This is a genomic window from Cryobacterium sinapicolor (assembly GCF_004403465.1).
GTDB classification, from domain to species: Bacteria; Actinomycetota; Actinomycetes; order Actinomycetales; family Microbacteriaceae; genus Cryobacterium; species Cryobacterium sinapicolor.
The window spans coordinates 1-15,386 of sequence record NZ_SOGQ01000059.1 but is presented as its reverse complement, the minus strand read 5'-3'; the positions used below and the strand labels follow the sequence as shown (position 1 = coordinate 15,386).

The window sequence follows — 15,386 nt, the reverse complement described above, 5'->3', positions numbered from 1 at the left end:
TGAGGGCCTCCGTGGCATCGACTTGAGTGTGGTAACCCAATCGATACCGGAGGTCCTCACCTTTTTAGCTCACGCCACGCTCACAACCTCCGTGGGAAGAACATCTAGCCAGGTATTGGCTTACTTAACGCCCGGACATTCTTAAAACTGCACCCCGTACCCAGCCGCAATGAGAAGGGGTGCGAGCACCACCATTCCCCAAAACGGTGACTTCGGAAACGCGATAACACCGATCACGGCCGAAACGAGTGTATAAATTCCAATTACTTTGAGAGCATAAAAATCGCCAACCGAAATCGCATGGACGGCGATTTGACCTGAAAGCATCAAGGGAGGACCTGACATGAGAAACCAAAATGCCCCATACGCCTCGGTTTCTTTAAACTTATTGATGAAGCCACCCGATATAGCGTGAGCAATGTGCTTTCTGAACTTCACGATGCCAAATGCAATATGAGCTAGGCCTAGGAAAAATAGTATCCATGCCGCAATGGTTGACATCCTGTGATCCTTTTTTAGGTTACGAAGAAAATAAGTCGTAAATTGCAAAACAGGTAAACCCACTTGCATTCACCGCATTAGCACTGTAGCCATTGCTGCTTACAGTGTAAGCTCGGGAAATGCCGGGCGTCAAGCAAGATCCACCTCCGGCCGCAGGAACGCGTTGGAGCGGAACTGCGAGCCTCGGTCGGAGTGCAGGATCGTGCCGTCGATGGTGCGCTGGCCGATCACGTTCCGGGCGGCTGCGACGGCCAAGGACGCCTTCATCCTGGAGTCGATCGAGTACCCGACGATCCTGTTCGAGTAGACGTCTTTGATCGCGCAGAGGTAGATCTTGCCCTCGTCGGTGCGGTGTTCGGTTATGTCGGTGAGCCAGAGCTGGTTCGGGCGTGTCGCGGCGAATTTCCGTTTGACGACTGGGTTTGCCGCGTCCTGACCTGGGATCTGACGGGCACCACGCCGCCCACGCATCAGCTGACGTTCACGGTCGATGATGACGCCCGCCTCGCGTTGGAGGCAAAAGTGGTTGGCAAGCGCGTCCTCGTCGCCTACCAGGACGATTGGCCGATCGCTGATGTCGTGGCTGCCCGGAATTTGTCAAGGTGAATGAGGCCAGCGTGAGTTTAGGCGGCTAGTTTTGGCTCTTCGTCTTGAGCTGCGGGTTTGTTGATCCAGGCCGCGTCGGGGGTGGCGAGGATCTTCGGGTCGCAGCTGATGCTGAAGCGCTCCGGGTTCCGGGGGCGTGCTGCGGCGAGGTCACCGCCCGTTCGGCGACCTTGCCGGCGGCGAGGCCGTAGTGGACGTCGGCGGGGGTGTTGAGCCCGATCCCGGTGTGCCGGTGACTGTGGTTGTAACCCTCGACGAAGGTATTCATGAACCCGCGGGCATCGCCGACGCTGCCGAAGCGTTCCGGGAACACCGGGGCGAACTTGAGCGTCTTGAACCACGCCTCCGAATAGGGATTGTCGTTGCTCACCCGGGACCGGGAGTGCGACTTGGTGACCTCGAGATCCGAAAGCAGCGCGACAACGGTCTTACTCGTCATCGACGTGCCCCGGTCCGCGTGGACGACCTGGGGGGTGCCATGAATGGAGAAGGTCTCTCTCATCGTCTCGGCCGCGAGGACCGCGGACTCGGCCGGATGGACCTTCACGCCGACGATATAGCGGGAGTAGATATCGATCATCACGTAGGCGTCGAAGTACTTGCCCTTGATCGGGCGGGCAGTTTGGTGATGTCCCACGTGTAAACCTGGCCGGGGCCGGGGCCGGTGGCGACCAGTTCCGGGATCGCCCTGGCCGGGTGGCGGGCCAATCGGCGGCGTTCCCTGACCTGCTTGTTCTCGCCCAACACCCGGTAGATCGTTGAGATCGACGCCAAATACACACCCTCGTCGGGCAGCTGCTCGTAGATCTGGATCGGCGGCAAGTCCACGAACCGGGCCGAGTTCACCACGGCCAGGATCCGCGCCTCGCGGGCCACGAACAATCGCTACGAACGGGAACGACCCGGCGAACTCCTGCACATTGACGTGAAAAAGCTCGGTCACATCCCGGACGGCGGCGGCTGGCGGGCAGACCCGGAACAGAATAGCCGAAACCACAAGGCCAGTCACAAACGAGTCGGCTTCGACTACGTGCACGCCGTGATCGACGATCACAGCAGGCTTGCCTACGTCGAGATCCACACCGACGAGAAGGGCGCAACCGCCGCCGGCGTGCTCATTAGGGCTGCGGAATTCTTCGCCAAGAACGGGATCCCGAAGATCGAACGGGTCCTTTCCGACAACGCCTTCGCCTACCGAAACTCCGCCGCATTCAAGCAAGCCGTCGCGCAGCTTGGCGCCGAGCAGCGCTTCATCAAGCCGCTCTGCCCCTGGACCAACGGCAAGGTCGAACGCCTCAATCGGACCCTGGCCACCGAATGGGCCTACAGCCGAGTCTTCACCAGCAACAAGGAACGAACCGCAGCTCTTGCACCCTGGCTCAACTACTACAACACTGAACGAATCCACGGCGGCATCGGAGCAACCCCGATCAGCCGAGTGTCACCAACGTCATGACTCAGTACATCTAGCGGCACCTCCCCGCGACGACTGGACAGGGTGGCGGGTGCGCTGTATGTCTGGGCGACGGCGCTCGACGAGCGCGGCAACTAGACACGGCTCCGGATGGAGTCACCCTCCGGCGGGCCCGAATCCTCTCGGCTGGACCAAAACGGGTCTGATCTGTTCGCACAGGCGGACCCAGCTTCATTTGTCTCGCGCACCTTCAGATGCCTGGCCTGCCTTATGACTCCCTTCATCATCAAGCTCGCGGCCAAGAGCTCCGGGAGGGAACGGGGGCCTGTTCGATGAACCTGCGATTTCGGAGCGGATGTTGTCGACGACGAAGCGGGTGTCCGGGTCGACGCCGCCGAGAAAGGCGGAAGCAAGGGTGGTGAGGAAAGGGAGACCGACGAAGTACAAGCCTTTCTGGGCGCTGGAGACACCACGTTCGTGATCCGGGAGGGCATCGGGGCGTATGCCGGGAAGGTCGATCCAGCTGAAGTCATGTCCGAATCCGGTGCACCACAGGACGTTGGCTGCCTCTATCTGTCGCCCGTCGGCGAGGGTGGGGCGACCATTCTGGGTCGCGACCACTCGACCCACGGACTCGACTCCGGCGAACTTTGCATCCTTCGCCGTGAGCCGGATGAGCGGCCCGCCGTGCGTCTGGGCCCGTGGCCCGATCTTGCGTCCGATCGGGTTGTCGAGCGAGAACACGCGGGTGGCTAGGAACCAGAAAAGCCACCCGTCGAACAGTTTGGCGACCTGGGGCATCTGGCCAGTGCTTTCGCCTGCGAGATAGGTCTGGTGGCCTGCGTTTGCGGCCTCGATGGCGAGCTCTGTGCCGGAGTTGCCGGCGCCCACGACCAGGACGGGTCCCGGACGCAGTTGACCCGGGTTGCGGTAGTCGCCGGCATGGACTTGATGAATCATTTCGTCGAGTCCTGTGGCGATTGGTGGCACCCTCTTGGTCTTGTGGGCGCCGGTCGCGACGACAACGTAGGTCGCGTGGACCGTCTCGTTGTCAACTGTGAGGACGAAGCCCATGCCGCCGCAACGGAGCCGATCCACCCGGTGCCCAAGCCGGGTCCGCAGGTTGTGGTGTTCGGCATAGTCCTGCAGGTACGCCGCGGTCTGGTCCTTCGTGGGGAAGGACCCGGCCGGCGCCGGGAAGGGCAAGCCTGGAAGACTGTTGTACCTGGCCGGGGTGAATAGGCGCAGGGTGTCCCATCGGTTGCGCCAGCTGTCCCCGACGGCCGGTGCGGCGTCGATGATCACGTTGTCGATACCGGCCCGAGTCAGGTAGTAGCCGACGGCGAGCCCTGCCTGTCCAGCGCCGTTGACGGCGACCGTGACGCTCTAGCGCACGGGAAGGCTGCCTCCGGCGCGCTGAGACTCAGCCACGACGTCGGGCCACCCATGCCACTGAGTGGACCAGGTCGATGCGCTGCACGCCGCTGAAGGTCACTGTCAGCGCTGCGCTGATCTCGGCGATTTGGTACACGGTGAGCGCAAGGCGTCGCGAGGCCGATGATGGTGCGGCAGGGCTGTGCCATGACAGCACAAGGGTCCCGCCGGGTCTGAGCACGCGCGAAATCTCGGCCAGGCCTGCAGCGAGGTCCGGCCACATGAGGATCGAGTTGACCGCGACGAGAGTGTCGCACGACCCGGCGGCCAGGGGCAGGCTCTCGGCGGTGCCGTCGTTGACACTGACGAGCCCGGCGTCGATGAACCTCGCGCACCGTCGTGCTGCCTGAGACCTCATCACGGGGGACGGGTCCACCAGATGCAAGCGCAGATGCGGGTGCCGATCCGCGAGGACCGCGGCCAGAAGGCCGGGGCCTGATCCGAGTTCGCAAAGGTCAGAGCCGGGGGCCGTGATCAGGTCGGCGATCTCGCCTTGCTGATCGACACCTCGACTCATCAGGAAACCGCCCACGTAGCCGAGGATCCCGCGGGGGAGAAAAAAGGCGTTCAGAATCGGTTTGGGCGGGCGGCGGGGCGCCAACCCCACGGCTTTGGTTTTGGTTGTCATAACGGACACGGTCCTCCTTGAACTCCAGTTCAAGTCAAGCACCGAATCCGCCCGACGCCGAGGAAGCGGCGACGCAACACGCGCGGTCGCCCCAGCCCAGGCAGTAAGACCGCGGTGGCTACGCCGGGCCTCGCGCCGTTTGGCTGCGATCCTTGCTCGCCGCCTCGGGGTGCGATGGCATCTGCCTGGGAGTTCGCGCTGGAGGCGGCAAGTGACTCAAGACGGCATCTACCTTCCGCTGGGCATGCTTACACATCTCCAGCGGATGCTCGTCTGGGCAGCTCAGCGCCCGCTCGAGAACGTCCTGGGCTTCCTCCAAGGAGAGCAGCTGCTCCTTGATGGACACGAGTCGGCGCTGAGCCGAGGGACGCCACGGACCGCTTTCGCTCCCAACCAGCATCGACTCGATCTCCTCGAGCGACAGGCCCGCCTGTTGGCCGAGCCGGATGAAGGCCAGTCGCCGCTCCCCGGCAGAGTCGTAAACGCGGCCGCCGTCGGACCGTCTGCTCGAGTGGAGCAATCCAAGTCGTTCGTAGTAGCGCAGCGCCGATGGTTGCATTCCAAAGGCGCTGGCCAGTTCCCCGATCGTCCGCATGGGTGGCTCCTTGTTTGACATGGGCTCCGGTTCAAGGAGAGCGGCCCCAGCATGCTCCCTCTGGGAGCGCCGAAACTCCGGACTGCTGCAGGTTCTCTCGGCTGCGCGATGCAGACGGAGTATCTGGGCGGATTCGCCGGTGCGACACGTGACGAACGACCTCGTCAGTCCAATATGACCGACATGGCGAGCCGGGGCAAGCCCACCGTCCCATCCCGTCCACTCCACACGAGCACATTTGGTCGGAAGTTCCTCGGCAACCCAGCCATGCGATCTAGCTGATCGTCGCATGCCGATCAGGGAGGAGCGCGGACTCGCAGCGGGCGTTGTGCTGGCTGAGACGACGGCCTTCGTGCTCAGCGGATTCCGCTGCCCGCTACGGGCGTTGCGCGGCGGATGGGTGCCGAGCATGCCGGAGTCGCCGACTTCTACCGCCGCGGTGGTCAGCGCAGGCCCTCCCCGCTATCCACATCCTCACGGGGTCGACCTCGGTCCCGCCCAGAAACGTCGATCTCCCCGGGGAGATCGCAGGCTACGGAGGCGTCCTGCACCGTCACGTCCGCTCAGCAAGGCAACGACCCTACTTCGGCTCGCACGACCATGCTTCCAAACTCACCTCGGCCCTTAGTCAGGTCGATCCTGCTCATGCCGGCCGATCCTGCGCCTCGACACGAGCCGGATTGGAAGAATGCCCGTCCAGCGTGGAGGTTGGCGAGGGAGTGACAAGTTGGGCGGCCCGGTGCATCGCCCTCCGAACAAGTCGGCGGTGGAACGGTTTGATCACGGCTAGGTAGCGCCGGCCCCATACGTTGTGGAACATCACCGCTGTGGTGACAACGAGATGTGGCCTACCGTCCGCCTGAGAGACGAGGCTGAGGGAAGCTCGGAAGTTCAAATGACGGTCGTCCAGACCCACCAGGACCTCGCTCGAGGTGCTTTGCAGCACCGGGAACGGACCTTCAGGGCCGAGGTTCGGCGCGCCTGTCCAACGTCGCAGCACGTCGCCTCCAGCTATCCGGAGGCGGAGCAGCCGGCTACTTCTGCTCAGATCGGACATGACTTGTCGCCACACCTCTGGGTCCTGTGGTGCGTTCGGCGGCAAGACCATTCGGTAGGCGTCCGCCCAGTCGACTCGCGTCAGCGATTGGCAAGCTGACGAGGACGGAAGCACCGCCTGAGCACGGGGTCGTGGCGCCCCCAACGCCAATAGCACCCGCACCCAGCGGGAACGTTGGTGTGGCCGGGACGGCACATTCCCGGTGGCGACTTCTGCCCGATCCAACACCTCTTCAAGCACTGCGTCGTGGATCCTCCCGATGATCAGCGGCCATCGCACCCGCATCCAGCCGTGTGGTGTGGCCACGACCTCGTGCCGCAGCAAGGTACCGGTCTCCCCGTCGGCTCGCACGTGGAAGGAGTGGTGCCCCACCAGCCCGGTCGGCTCACAAAAGCGGAACACGAGGTTGCCGGCGGTGGGGTCCACAGATGTCACCTTGTAACGCATCGGGCCATGTCCGCCGAGGGCGCCCTCAGCCACCGGGCCATCAAAACGCAGGGCCGGGACGCCGGGCGGCCACAACTTATCATCTCGACCCGACATCTCCATCAAGAGATCCCAGACCCGCTCGGGTTCAGCTGCGATACGGCGCTCGTGGACGTTATTGATCTTTGCGGTACTCATCGTCCGTCTGCTTCCGTGTCGATTGCGCAATAGATAATGGTGTGGGTTCTGGATAGCGTCACGGTGTCTCCATTGGTCGAAATTGAATCACGAGGCCGGTCTCGACGAACACGATCACACACCCCCCAGCAGCACCCAGGGGGCCGAACCCGTTGATGAGCACCTCCGGGTCGAGCCAGGGGAGAACGGCCGCGTGGGCCAATACAGCGCACCGCTTGGGCCAGCCGGTCGAAGCCCTGGTCGAGCACCCGGTGCCGCTCCTCGGGGGCCGCGAGGCGTCGCGACGGGCGCGCAACTCCTCCGGTGGGGTCTTCAGGCTGCAAAAAACTGTCCCAACGATCAAGTCACGTGCGCGGCTTGGAGCGCGCCATCGGGGTCAGCACACAGGGGCCAGCGTCGGGTGTTGCCTGTGAAGTTGGCTGCGGTCGTGGCGCTGATGGCGCTGATGGTTGTGGACATGCGGGACGCTCCTGTGGATAGATGCAGCTAACGGGTGTTGATGTCGGTGGCGGTCCGTCCGTCAGCGCGAGCCGTCTCCAGAGTCTCGGGAAGCCCCATGAGCGAGTGCAATCGAGACGAGGCGCAGCGCGGAGTGGACCGCCAGTGCCTGCCGGTGGAAAGGGACCCTGCTGCACCGGACAACCAGGGCATTGCGTCCAGCAGCCGCTCGCCCGGCGGCAACCCGGGCGCCTTGGGCGTCCGATAGCAGGCCTCACGCTTCCTGCCTCCGTCTCGTCTGGGTTTGGGTCGGCTTGTGGATGCCCACCGCGCCCGCGGTGGTGCAGGGTCGACTTCGTCCGGCATGCCCTTAGCATGGCACACCGTGCCAGGGGGCACAACGTGTCTGATCGGCGCAGCCTCAAGGGCGACCTGGGCCGCTCTTCCGGCACAGGATGCCACCTGACACCGCATGCCAGGTCCAGGCTAGAATGGATGCATGGTCGACTTGAGCGAACGTCGTCACGCCAAGACAAAGGCCGACATTGTGACCGCCGCGTTGGCGATGTTTGAACGAGACGGCTACAGCCGCGTCACGATGGAGGACATCGCCAGGGTGGCGGGGGTGTCGCGTCGCACGGTCTACCGCCGGTTCCCGACCAAAGACCACATCGTGCTCGAGGTGCCAAAGCGATGGCTGAGCGCCTGGGACGGCGTCGTCGCGGGCTCGCCCGACGCGCCGCCCCGCGCCGTAGCCGAGGCGGCCGCGCTCGCGGTCGCGCGTTACATAGACGACCACATCGCCGAGGTGCTGGTCGCCTACACTGCGATCGATCAGTCGCTGGCCCTCGTCACCGCATCGGCAGCTGCTAACCGGGAGTGGGTCGAGCGGATCGTCGGGCTTGTGCGCCGCGAGCCTGGCCGCCTGGCCCCCGCGATGCAGCACGTCATCGCCGGCGCCTACCTCGGCGCGATCGACGCGATGATGGCGCAGTGGGTCGTTGGCGGCGGCCGCGGCTCGGTGCTGGGGACCACCAAGGCGCTCCTCGAGCGGCTCGCCCCGATCTGGCCCAGCGCGGCGGATCAGCCCTGATCGTTGACGTCGACGACGTACGCGGCTGGATGTACCCGGCCACCAAATAGTCGTCGCCCTGCTTGTCGATCTTGCGGTGTCGGCCGCGTCCAGCGTGAGGGTCTACCGGTCGACCAAGGCGGAGACTGCGGCCCGATCGGCGACCTCAGCCGCGTCGTTGCGGGTCAGGCGGGTGTGCACGTCAACTCCGTGGAACTCGAAGACGGGCGAATCGTGCGCAACGACCTGGCTATTTGGGCTGGCTCGTTCACGGTGCCAGCGCTCGCGCAAGAGAGTGGCCTCGCCACGGACGCAGCTGGAAGGCTGCTCGTCACGGAAACGTCGCAGCATGAGGAGTATGCCAACATCATCGGCGCTGGCGACTGCCTCAATGTGGCAGTTAATGCGGGGGAGCGTTTGCACATGGGATGCGCGATCGCGGCTCCCATAGGCGGCCATGCCGCGCTGACCGCGTTGGCTTACCTTCGCAGTAAGCCACCCACGGGCGTGTCCATTGGTTTCCTTATCCGATGCCTCAGCCTCGGACGACACAGTGGACTGATACAACATGTTGGACGAGATGACGTCCCGAGGAGCCTGCAGCTGTCCGGTCCGGCCGGCGCTTGGGTGAAGGAACGCGTTTGCGCCGGCGTCATCTCCGGCATACGGAAAGAACGCACCTCACCGGGTTCGTACTGGACCATTCCGGCGCCCGACGATTCACATGCACGTGGGGCGAGGGGCGACGATGATTCCCCTGCTGATGCCCTTAGTCATGCTGCAAAAACGACAAGCCGGAGCAAACATGAAACTGCTTCCTGAGGCGTCGGGGCCGACCTTCGGAGTCGTGGGAGATGAGGCACAAGCACCCTTCCGAATCGCAGTAGTCGGCGAATCCACCGCGGTGGGCTGCGGCGTCGCCACCCACGACGAAGGATTCGCGCCGGCCCTGGCCCAGGAACTGGCGTTTAGTTTGGATCGGCCGGTTGCATAAACCGTCTTCGGGCAGCATGGCGCGACTGCTCGCAGAATCCTCTACAAGCTTCTGCCGCAGGTGGAAGAATCCGTTGATCGCGCCGTCTTACTCGCTGGGGCGAACGACGTCCTCGCGGGACGGACGCCTGAACAATGGGGCGATGACCTCGCCGCCATTGTTGATGACCTCGCCGGCCGCGCTGGTGAAGTCACAGTCGTTGGTATTCCGGCCTTCAAAACATTCCCTTCATTGCCCGCAACGTTGCGTCTGTACTTAGCTGAGCAAGCCACGAGGCTCGATCGGGTGTCTCAGTAAATATGCGCGCCGCTGCCATCTGTCACGTGGGTGACCTCGACCGCGATGCCCGACGACCTGGCCAACTTCTTCGCAGACGACGGTTTCCATCCGTCGGCCGACGGATACCGCTACTGGGCTCAGGCCGTGTCTGGCCTTGCCCCCGGTTAGTGGACACGGGGTTATGCGGCTTTAGCGAAGTCCGCGTTCTGGCTTGAGTATTGCAGTTCGAAGTCGACGGGGCTGACCTGGCCGAGGGAGGTGTGTCGGCGGCGCCGGTTGTAGCGGTCCTCGATCCAGGCGCCGACCTCTCTGGATGCAGGCCTTGTTTGGCGATGGCTTGCACCCGGACGCGGAGGCCGCGATCCGGGCTGCCATCGCCGGGGAAGCGTCCCCGGAAGATGCTGTGCAGGCGTCCCGGTTGGGGCGCCGGTTCCCGCGGATCCAGCCCAAACAGGTCGGCTGGGACGACGCCATCGCCGACGCCTACCAGGTGTTCGAAGCGGAGAACGAGCGCCGCCCCGAGGCCGGGGTGGAACGCGATCTGATACGATGGAACATCGCCGCCGCCCGCATCGCGGCCACGCTGCAGCGACCCGGCACGGACGCGGAAGTGGCCACGCACCTGTCCCAAATGGGCAAGGCAGCCCGGCAACCTGTTGCCGGTTATGACCTGGTGTTCACCCCGGTGAAGAGCGTGTCCGTGCTCTGTGCCCTCGGCGATCAGCCACCTCCCCGCAGGTCCGCGAGGCACACAATGCGGCGTGGCAGGCCTCGGTCGCCTGCCTCGAAACCGAAGCCGGCGTCACCCGGGTCGGTGCCGGTGGTGTCGCCCAGGTCGACACGCACGGGTTCGTTGCCACCGCGTTCGAGCACCGTGATTCCCGTACCGGCGACCCGAACCTGCACACCCATGGGGCCGTGTCCACGAAGGTGCAGGGCCTGGACGGGAAGTGGCGGTCGCTGGACGGTCGTGTGCTGCACGCGCTCGGTGTGGCCGCGTCCGAACGGTACAACACCCTAGTCGAGCAGTAGGTCCGTGACCGCCTTGGCGTGAGCTTCGTCGATGAGACGCGGGGGCGGAACAAGCGCAGCGTCCGCGAGATAGCAGGCATCAGCCTGGAACTGCGGAACTCGTTCTCTTCCCGGCGGGCGGCGATTGAAGACGCCTACGAAACCCTCGCCCAGGAGTACGTCGCCAAGCACGGCCACAGCCCGCCGAAGACGGTGTAGCTGAGCCTGGCGCAGCGTGCAACCTTGGAAACCCGTAAGGGCAAGAGCGCCCCGAAGAGCCTGTCCCGCCAGCGCGCCGAGTGGCGGCTGGCCGCGATCAAGATCATCGGCGAGATCGTGAACGTGCACCCCGGCGCCGACTCCCAACAGATCGCCGACCAGGTCGCCCAGGCCGTGATGGCTCGCGTGATCGCGGTCAGCGCCCCGGCGCCGAACCCGGTCCCGGAGCAGCTGCGGCGCCAGGACGGCGAGTCCGTGTACCGGGTGCACGGGACCGAGCGGTTCACGTCGACGCGGATCCTCGCGATCGAAGACAGCCTCATCGACGCGGCCCGCACCGTCGCCGGCTTCACCGTCGACCCTGACACTTTCACCGCCACGATCGAGACGTTGAACGTGGCCAGCGCGTACCCGTTGGATGCATCCCGGGTGGAGCTGGCCCGCCGCTTCGCGTCCGGTGGCCGGCTCCTCGAGGTGGGGATTGGCCCGGCCGGAACGGCCAAGACCACGGCCATGCGCGCGTTCGCCCGCGCGGTCGGAGCCGGCGGCGGTCGGGTTCTTGCGTTGGCGCCGACCGAGGCGGCGTCGACGGTCCCCGCGGAAGAGATCAAGGTGGAGGCGGAGACTGCGCACAAGCTCGTCAACGTTCACCGCCACGGGTCACCTGAGCAGCAAGAGTCCGACCAGTACCGCATCGACAGCAACACCGTCCTCCTCATCGATGAGGCAGGCATGGCCTCCACCCCGCTGCTCGCCGACGTCCTCGCCCTCGCCCAGGAACACGGGGCAACCATCCGACTCCTGGACGACCCGGCACAGCTGGCCGCGGTCGAATCCCGGGGAGCCCTGCGTTTGATCGAGCAACGCGTGGGCGCCAGCTACCTCGACCAGGTCCACCGCTTCATCGACACCGACGAAGCCGCAGCGTCCCTCCTCCTCCGCGACGGGGCGAGTGCGGCGCTCGACTTCTACGTGACCGCCGACCGAACCCGGGGCGGAATCCGGGGCGGAATCCGGCAGAGCATGCTGGAAGAGATCTACGTGGCCTGGGCCACCGATCGCATGGCGAACCGGCACTCGATCATGGTCGCGGGAACCAACGACGAGGTCGCCGCGCTCAAAGCACGCGCGGTGCTGCACGATGGGAACAGGGCCGGCCTGAACGATGTGATCGTGACCCGGCAGAACGACCGGAAGCTGCGCTCCAACCACGGCAAGGACTTCGTCGCCAACGGCGACCTCTGGACCATCATCGACACCGAAGGCGGAGACCTCAAAGTGACAAGCTTCCGGCACGGGGGAGTACTCACCCTCCCCTCCGAGTACGTGACCACCCACGTTGAGCTTGGCTACGCCGCGACCATCAACCGGGTCCAAGGCATGACCGTGGACACCTCACACATCCTCGTCGACCCGCAATCCTCCTCCCGCGAACAGCTCTACGTCGCCGCGACCCGCGGTCGCGAATCCAACCGGATGTATGCCGTCGTCGAAGAAACCCTCGAGGTCGACGCGCACGCCCCCGACCACCTCCGCACCAACATCATCGACGCCCTCACCGCCGTCCTGGCTCCTGAAAGCGCGGAACACTCCGCGACCGAAGAAATTCAACGAGCCCAGGACGCCGCAGCCAGCCTGTCCACACGGCTGCCGGCGCACGAGGCCGCGCCCGTGCGTGTCTACGACCCCAACCAGCTTAAACGGATGGAAGCCGTAGTCCGAGACGTGCTCGACACAGAGATCGACGACCGGGTCGTCCGCGACGAAGCGTGGACGCATCTTGCGAGCGGCCTCGCGGCACACGAAGTCCACGGCGCCGATGTACGCACCCAGCTCACCAAAGCAGTCCGGGCTGAGGAAGGCAGGCCTGACTCGACCGTCGAGTCGTTCGCGAAGATCTACCACCACCGCCTCGGAGCGGCAGCGGGGTCGCAAACGGAGACGAGAGTTCCGAGCTGGGTCAGTCCTCCGCCGGCAGGCGTGGACGGCGGTAATCGGGAGACTTGCGCCTGGCTAGGCGCTCGGACGCATCATGCCCCTGAGCTGCCAGCGCAGGAACCGCACCCACGGGGACCAGCGCGCCGGACCGTTGCGCAGCCGCCCGGTGGACCCGCGTTCGAGGTTGTCGAGCAGGTCCTGAATTAACGCCTCGTGCACCCAGCGGATCATCAGCGGCCAGAGCACCCGCATCTGCCCGCTCAGATGCCCTTGACTGGTGTGGGTTACGAGGCATTTGGCGTCGCCAAGCGTGGTTAGCAGAAACTCGTGGTAGCCGCTCATTCCGAGACCGGGAGCGAACTCCAAGCGGATGCGACGGCCCGGCTCGTACGCCACGACGCTGTATTTAATGGCTCCGTGTCCGCCCTTTGATCCAACGCTGAGGCCGGCGTCAAGCTCGATCGGTGACCATCCGGCGGGCCATGCACGGTCATTCGCGGTCGCAAGAGTGTCGAGCACCAAGCCGACCTCTCTTGCTGGCATGTCTATCTCTCGTTGCTGAACGTTGCGCATTGCTCTCCATACGGTTGCGTACTGTTTGCGGTAGCCTACCCCCTGGTTGCGACCGTCAACGACTCTCTTCCACGGCGTGGGCCGAGGCTGCATACAGTGCATTGGCCGAGGGTGGACTCGGCGCCGTGGCAGTCGAACCGCTCGCCGTTCGGATAGGCGCAACCAAGGGCAGCTTCTACTCACACTTCGCCAGCCGCGACGAACTGATCACCGCGGTCGTAGCCCTCTGGGAGAAGCGGACCACTGATGCGGTCATCGTCTGGCTGGACAGCGACACTGACCCCGAGTCGCGCCTGCGCCGCCTCTTCAGCGCGGTGAGCGAAGCGGCTGGCCGCGATCCGATCGAAATTCACCTGCGGGCCGCGTCCGAGCATCCGCTCGTCGAGCCGGTCCTCCGCCGTGTCGTGCAGCGACGCATCGCCTACACGCAAATCCCCACCAAACCCAGCCGTTTCATGGTCGTGGCGACGGTTTTGCGGGAGATGATTTCCCCGTCCGCGCGCAGGTCGGCCAGGATCCTGGGGGCCTCGTCTTTGTACTCAGGAGTGAAGTCCCGACGTGATCTTGCCATAGTGAACATTCTCTCTTGTGAGGTGTCCACTCGCTGGGGTCAGGGCCAATGCGACGTGGAAGTGTGGACGCGCTAAACGCCCACACGCTCTACGGGGCGCACAGCGCCTCTCAGCTTGCGAGGTCCGCAGGCATGTGCTGAAGAGTCGAACCGTCACGGAGTTGGCTGGCTCGCCGTTCGATGAGCTCCGGCAGATGCCTGAGTTCGGGGATAGGCGCGACAACGCCTGCGGCCCGCGCAACGCTCGCCGCCACATCGTCGATTAGAGCTGCCGCGCGGCCGTCCTTGATCCCCCAGGCCGCCGCTTCACGCAGCAGATGCGCCCTTGTGACGTAGCGAAGGTCGGGCTGTCCGCCGATCGTGTGCCCGGCGGTCGTCAACCGCCGGTTCAGGAGGAGCTTCGGCGCGACATCGTAGAGCGGTGCGTTCTCGAAGTTGCCGTTCACGTCGATGAGGAGTGAGTAGTTCTTTGAGTGTGCGTCGCTGTTACCGATCAGGACGTTGAACGTCACCATGCGGAGGAGCGTCTCTTTGAACAACGTCGGCCGCAGGGCAAGGTTCGACACCTCCGACGCGATGCGCTCGAGACGGCCGGGTCGGACAGCGGAGCGTTCGTACTTGTCGAGGACAACGAGACCCAGAGCCTGCGTGAAATCCTCCTGGTGAAGCCGTCCATCCGGTCCACGGTCGTAGCGTTTGACGACGATCGCCAGGCGGCCACCGAAATCCTGCAGCTCGGTTTGAGCGACACGGAGGCCGGCAGTGTCCGCCACACGGCTCGCCCAATGCTCTGCTTCGATCAGCCATTCAACGACAACGTTGGTGTTCGGTTCCGGTTTGATGAGATGCGTGGACATCGCTCCGGCTGCCGGCCACGCCCATCCGCGGTCGGTCTTCGTCAGCAGGACTTTCGCCTGGACGCCACCGAGAGAAGCGGTGAGTGGAAGGGAGTCCGGTGCGTGCAACGTAGGTAGTCCCCGGACGATGTCGTCGACTTCGCTGTCGCTGAGGTCACGGAGGTGCCCGGATGTCGCGGTGGTCCCAGGTGGGAGGAACTGGACGGCGCCGGCGCATTCGGCGCCTATCGCCCGGAGCAACGCGAAGTCGTCGTTGCGTGGGACGCCGTTCTCGTTTTCGATCATCGTCCGCACCTGCTGTTCGGGGAGCAGACCTTGAATGAACGTGTCGAGTGCCCGTCCTTCGACCCTCCGGCTGGTGAGCGGGAGGGAAAGCGAGAGGACCTGTGATTGAGCACCAAAACGGTTGATGGCTTCGTCCGCGAAGCGCAGGCGTAGCTTTCCGGATCGCAGGCGTTGCAGCTCTCCTAGTACTACAGTTGCGTTTGTGGGGTGTGGCCGCGGGTTTTGTAGTGGCATTGCTGGGCGCGGTGTTGGTGTTTTCGTCGCCAGAGGGAGCAGCGGATCACGTGGCG

Annotated in this window: 9 protein-coding genes and 8 pseudogenes; 9 read left to right on the top strand and 8 right to left on the bottom strand. The window is 64.6% G+C overall.

Annotation, left to right across the window (positions count from 1 at the left end; all coding sequences use genetic code 11):
• Nucleotides 1-141: 141 nt before the first annotated feature.
• Nucleotides 142-501 (bottom strand): DUF6463 family protein, encoded by a 360-nt coding sequence (locus E3T28_RS11890; protein WP_134431403.1) that lies wholly within the window; start codon nucleotides 499-501, stop codon nucleotides 142-144.
• A gap of 153 nt (nucleotides 502-654) precedes the next feature.
• Nucleotides 655-963: pseudogene (locus tag E3T28_RS11885) on the bottom strand (DDE-type integrase/transposase/recombinase); the annotation flags it as partial.
• On the opposite strand from E3T28_RS11885, the pseudogene E3T28_RS17785 reads away from it, so the two are divergent.
• Nucleotides 913-1,089 (top strand): annotated as a pseudogene (locus E3T28_RS17785) (IS1634 family transposase); the annotation flags it as partial. The pseudogenes E3T28_RS11885 and E3T28_RS17785 sit on opposite strands and share 51 nt — an antisense overlap.
• A gap of 35 nt (nucleotides 1,090-1,124) precedes the next feature.
• Here E3T28_RS17785 and E3T28_RS11880 read toward each other — a convergent pair.
• Nucleotides 1,125-1,992 (bottom strand): annotated as a pseudogene (locus E3T28_RS11880) (transposase); the annotation flags it as partial.
• On the opposite strand from E3T28_RS11880, the pseudogene E3T28_RS11870 reads away from it, so the two are divergent.
• A pseudogene (locus E3T28_RS11870) lies at nucleotides 1,964-2,563 on the top strand (integrase core domain-containing protein); the annotation flags it as partial. The pseudogenes E3T28_RS11880 and E3T28_RS11870 overlap by 29 nt on opposite strands.
• 189 nt (nucleotides 2,564-2,752) lie before the next feature.
• Here E3T28_RS11870 and E3T28_RS11865 read toward each other — a convergent pair.
• The 4 genes and pseudogenes from E3T28_RS11865 to E3T28_RS11850 form a co-directional block, all read right to left on the bottom strand.
• Nucleotides 2,753-3,886, bottom strand: a pseudogene (locus E3T28_RS11865) (flavin-containing monooxygenase); the annotation flags it as partial.
• Between the two features lie 58 nt (nucleotides 3,887-3,944).
• Entirely contained in the window at nucleotides 3,945-4,583 is a 639-nt protein-coding gene (locus E3T28_RS11860) for a class I SAM-dependent methyltransferase (RefSeq protein ID WP_134431391.1), read from the bottom strand.
• Between the two features lie 118 nt (nucleotides 4,584-4,701).
• On the bottom strand, nucleotides 4,702-5,178 hold the full coding sequence (locus E3T28_RS16905; protein ID WP_166787016.1) for a MerR family transcriptional regulator: 477 nt from the start codon (nucleotides 5,176-5,178) through the stop codon (nucleotides 4,702-4,704).
• Nucleotides 5,179-5,821: 643 nt separating this feature from the next.
• Nucleotides 5,822-6,859 (bottom strand): DUF2867 domain-containing protein, encoded by a 1,038-nt coding sequence (locus E3T28_RS11850; protein WP_134431385.1) that lies wholly within the window; start codon nucleotides 6,857-6,859, stop codon nucleotides 5,822-5,824.
• Between the two features lie 937 nt (nucleotides 6,860-7,796).
• Between E3T28_RS11850 and E3T28_RS11845 the strand changes: the two genes are divergently transcribed.
• The 7 genes and pseudogenes from E3T28_RS11845 (at nucleotide 7,797) to E3T28_RS11820 (ending at nucleotide 14,030) form a co-directional block, all read left to right on the top strand.
• Nucleotides 7,797-8,390, top strand: a complete 594-nt coding sequence (locus E3T28_RS11845) for a TetR/AcrR family transcriptional regulator (RefSeq protein ID WP_134431382.1) — start codon at nucleotides 7,797-7,799, stop codon at nucleotides 8,388-8,390.
• A 727-nt stretch (nucleotides 8,391-9,117) separates the two neighbouring features.
• Nucleotides 9,118-9,363: an SGNH/GDSL hydrolase family protein gene (locus tag E3T28_RS11840; protein ID WP_134431379.1), complete on the top strand. Its 246-nt coding sequence runs from the start codon at nucleotides 9,118-9,120 to the stop codon at nucleotides 9,361-9,363.
• Nucleotides 9,364-9,381: 18 nt separating this feature from the next.
• A pseudogene (locus E3T28_RS17780) lies at nucleotides 9,382-9,660 on the top strand (GDSL-type esterase/lipase family protein); the annotation flags it as partial.
• Between the two features lie 295 nt (nucleotides 9,661-9,955).
• Nucleotides 9,956-10,306 (top strand): annotated as a pseudogene (locus tag E3T28_RS17775) (hypothetical protein); the annotation flags it as partial.
• 41 nt (nucleotides 10,307-10,347) lie between these two features.
• Nucleotides 10,348-10,872 (top strand): annotated as a pseudogene (mobF, locus tag E3T28_RS17565) (MobF family relaxase).
• Between the two features lie 24 nt (nucleotides 10,873-10,896).
• Nucleotides 10,897-13,017: an ATP-dependent DNA helicase gene (locus tag E3T28_RS11825; protein ID WP_134431371.1), complete on the top strand. Its 2,121-nt coding sequence runs from the start codon at nucleotides 10,897-10,899 to the stop codon at nucleotides 13,015-13,017.
• A gap of 275 nt (nucleotides 13,018-13,292) precedes the next feature.
• Entirely contained in the window at nucleotides 13,293-14,030 is a 738-nt protein-coding gene (locus tag E3T28_RS11820; RefSeq protein ID WP_277613368.1) for a TetR/AcrR family transcriptional regulator, read from the top strand.
• 34 nt (nucleotides 14,031-14,064) lie between these two features.
• On the opposite strand, the gene E3T28_RS11815 is transcribed toward E3T28_RS11820, so the two are convergent.
• A partial coding sequence (locus tag E3T28_RS11815; protein WP_134431366.1) for a type II toxin-antitoxin system HipA family toxin occupies nucleotides 14,065-15,386 on the bottom strand: 1,322 nt, incomplete at its 5' end.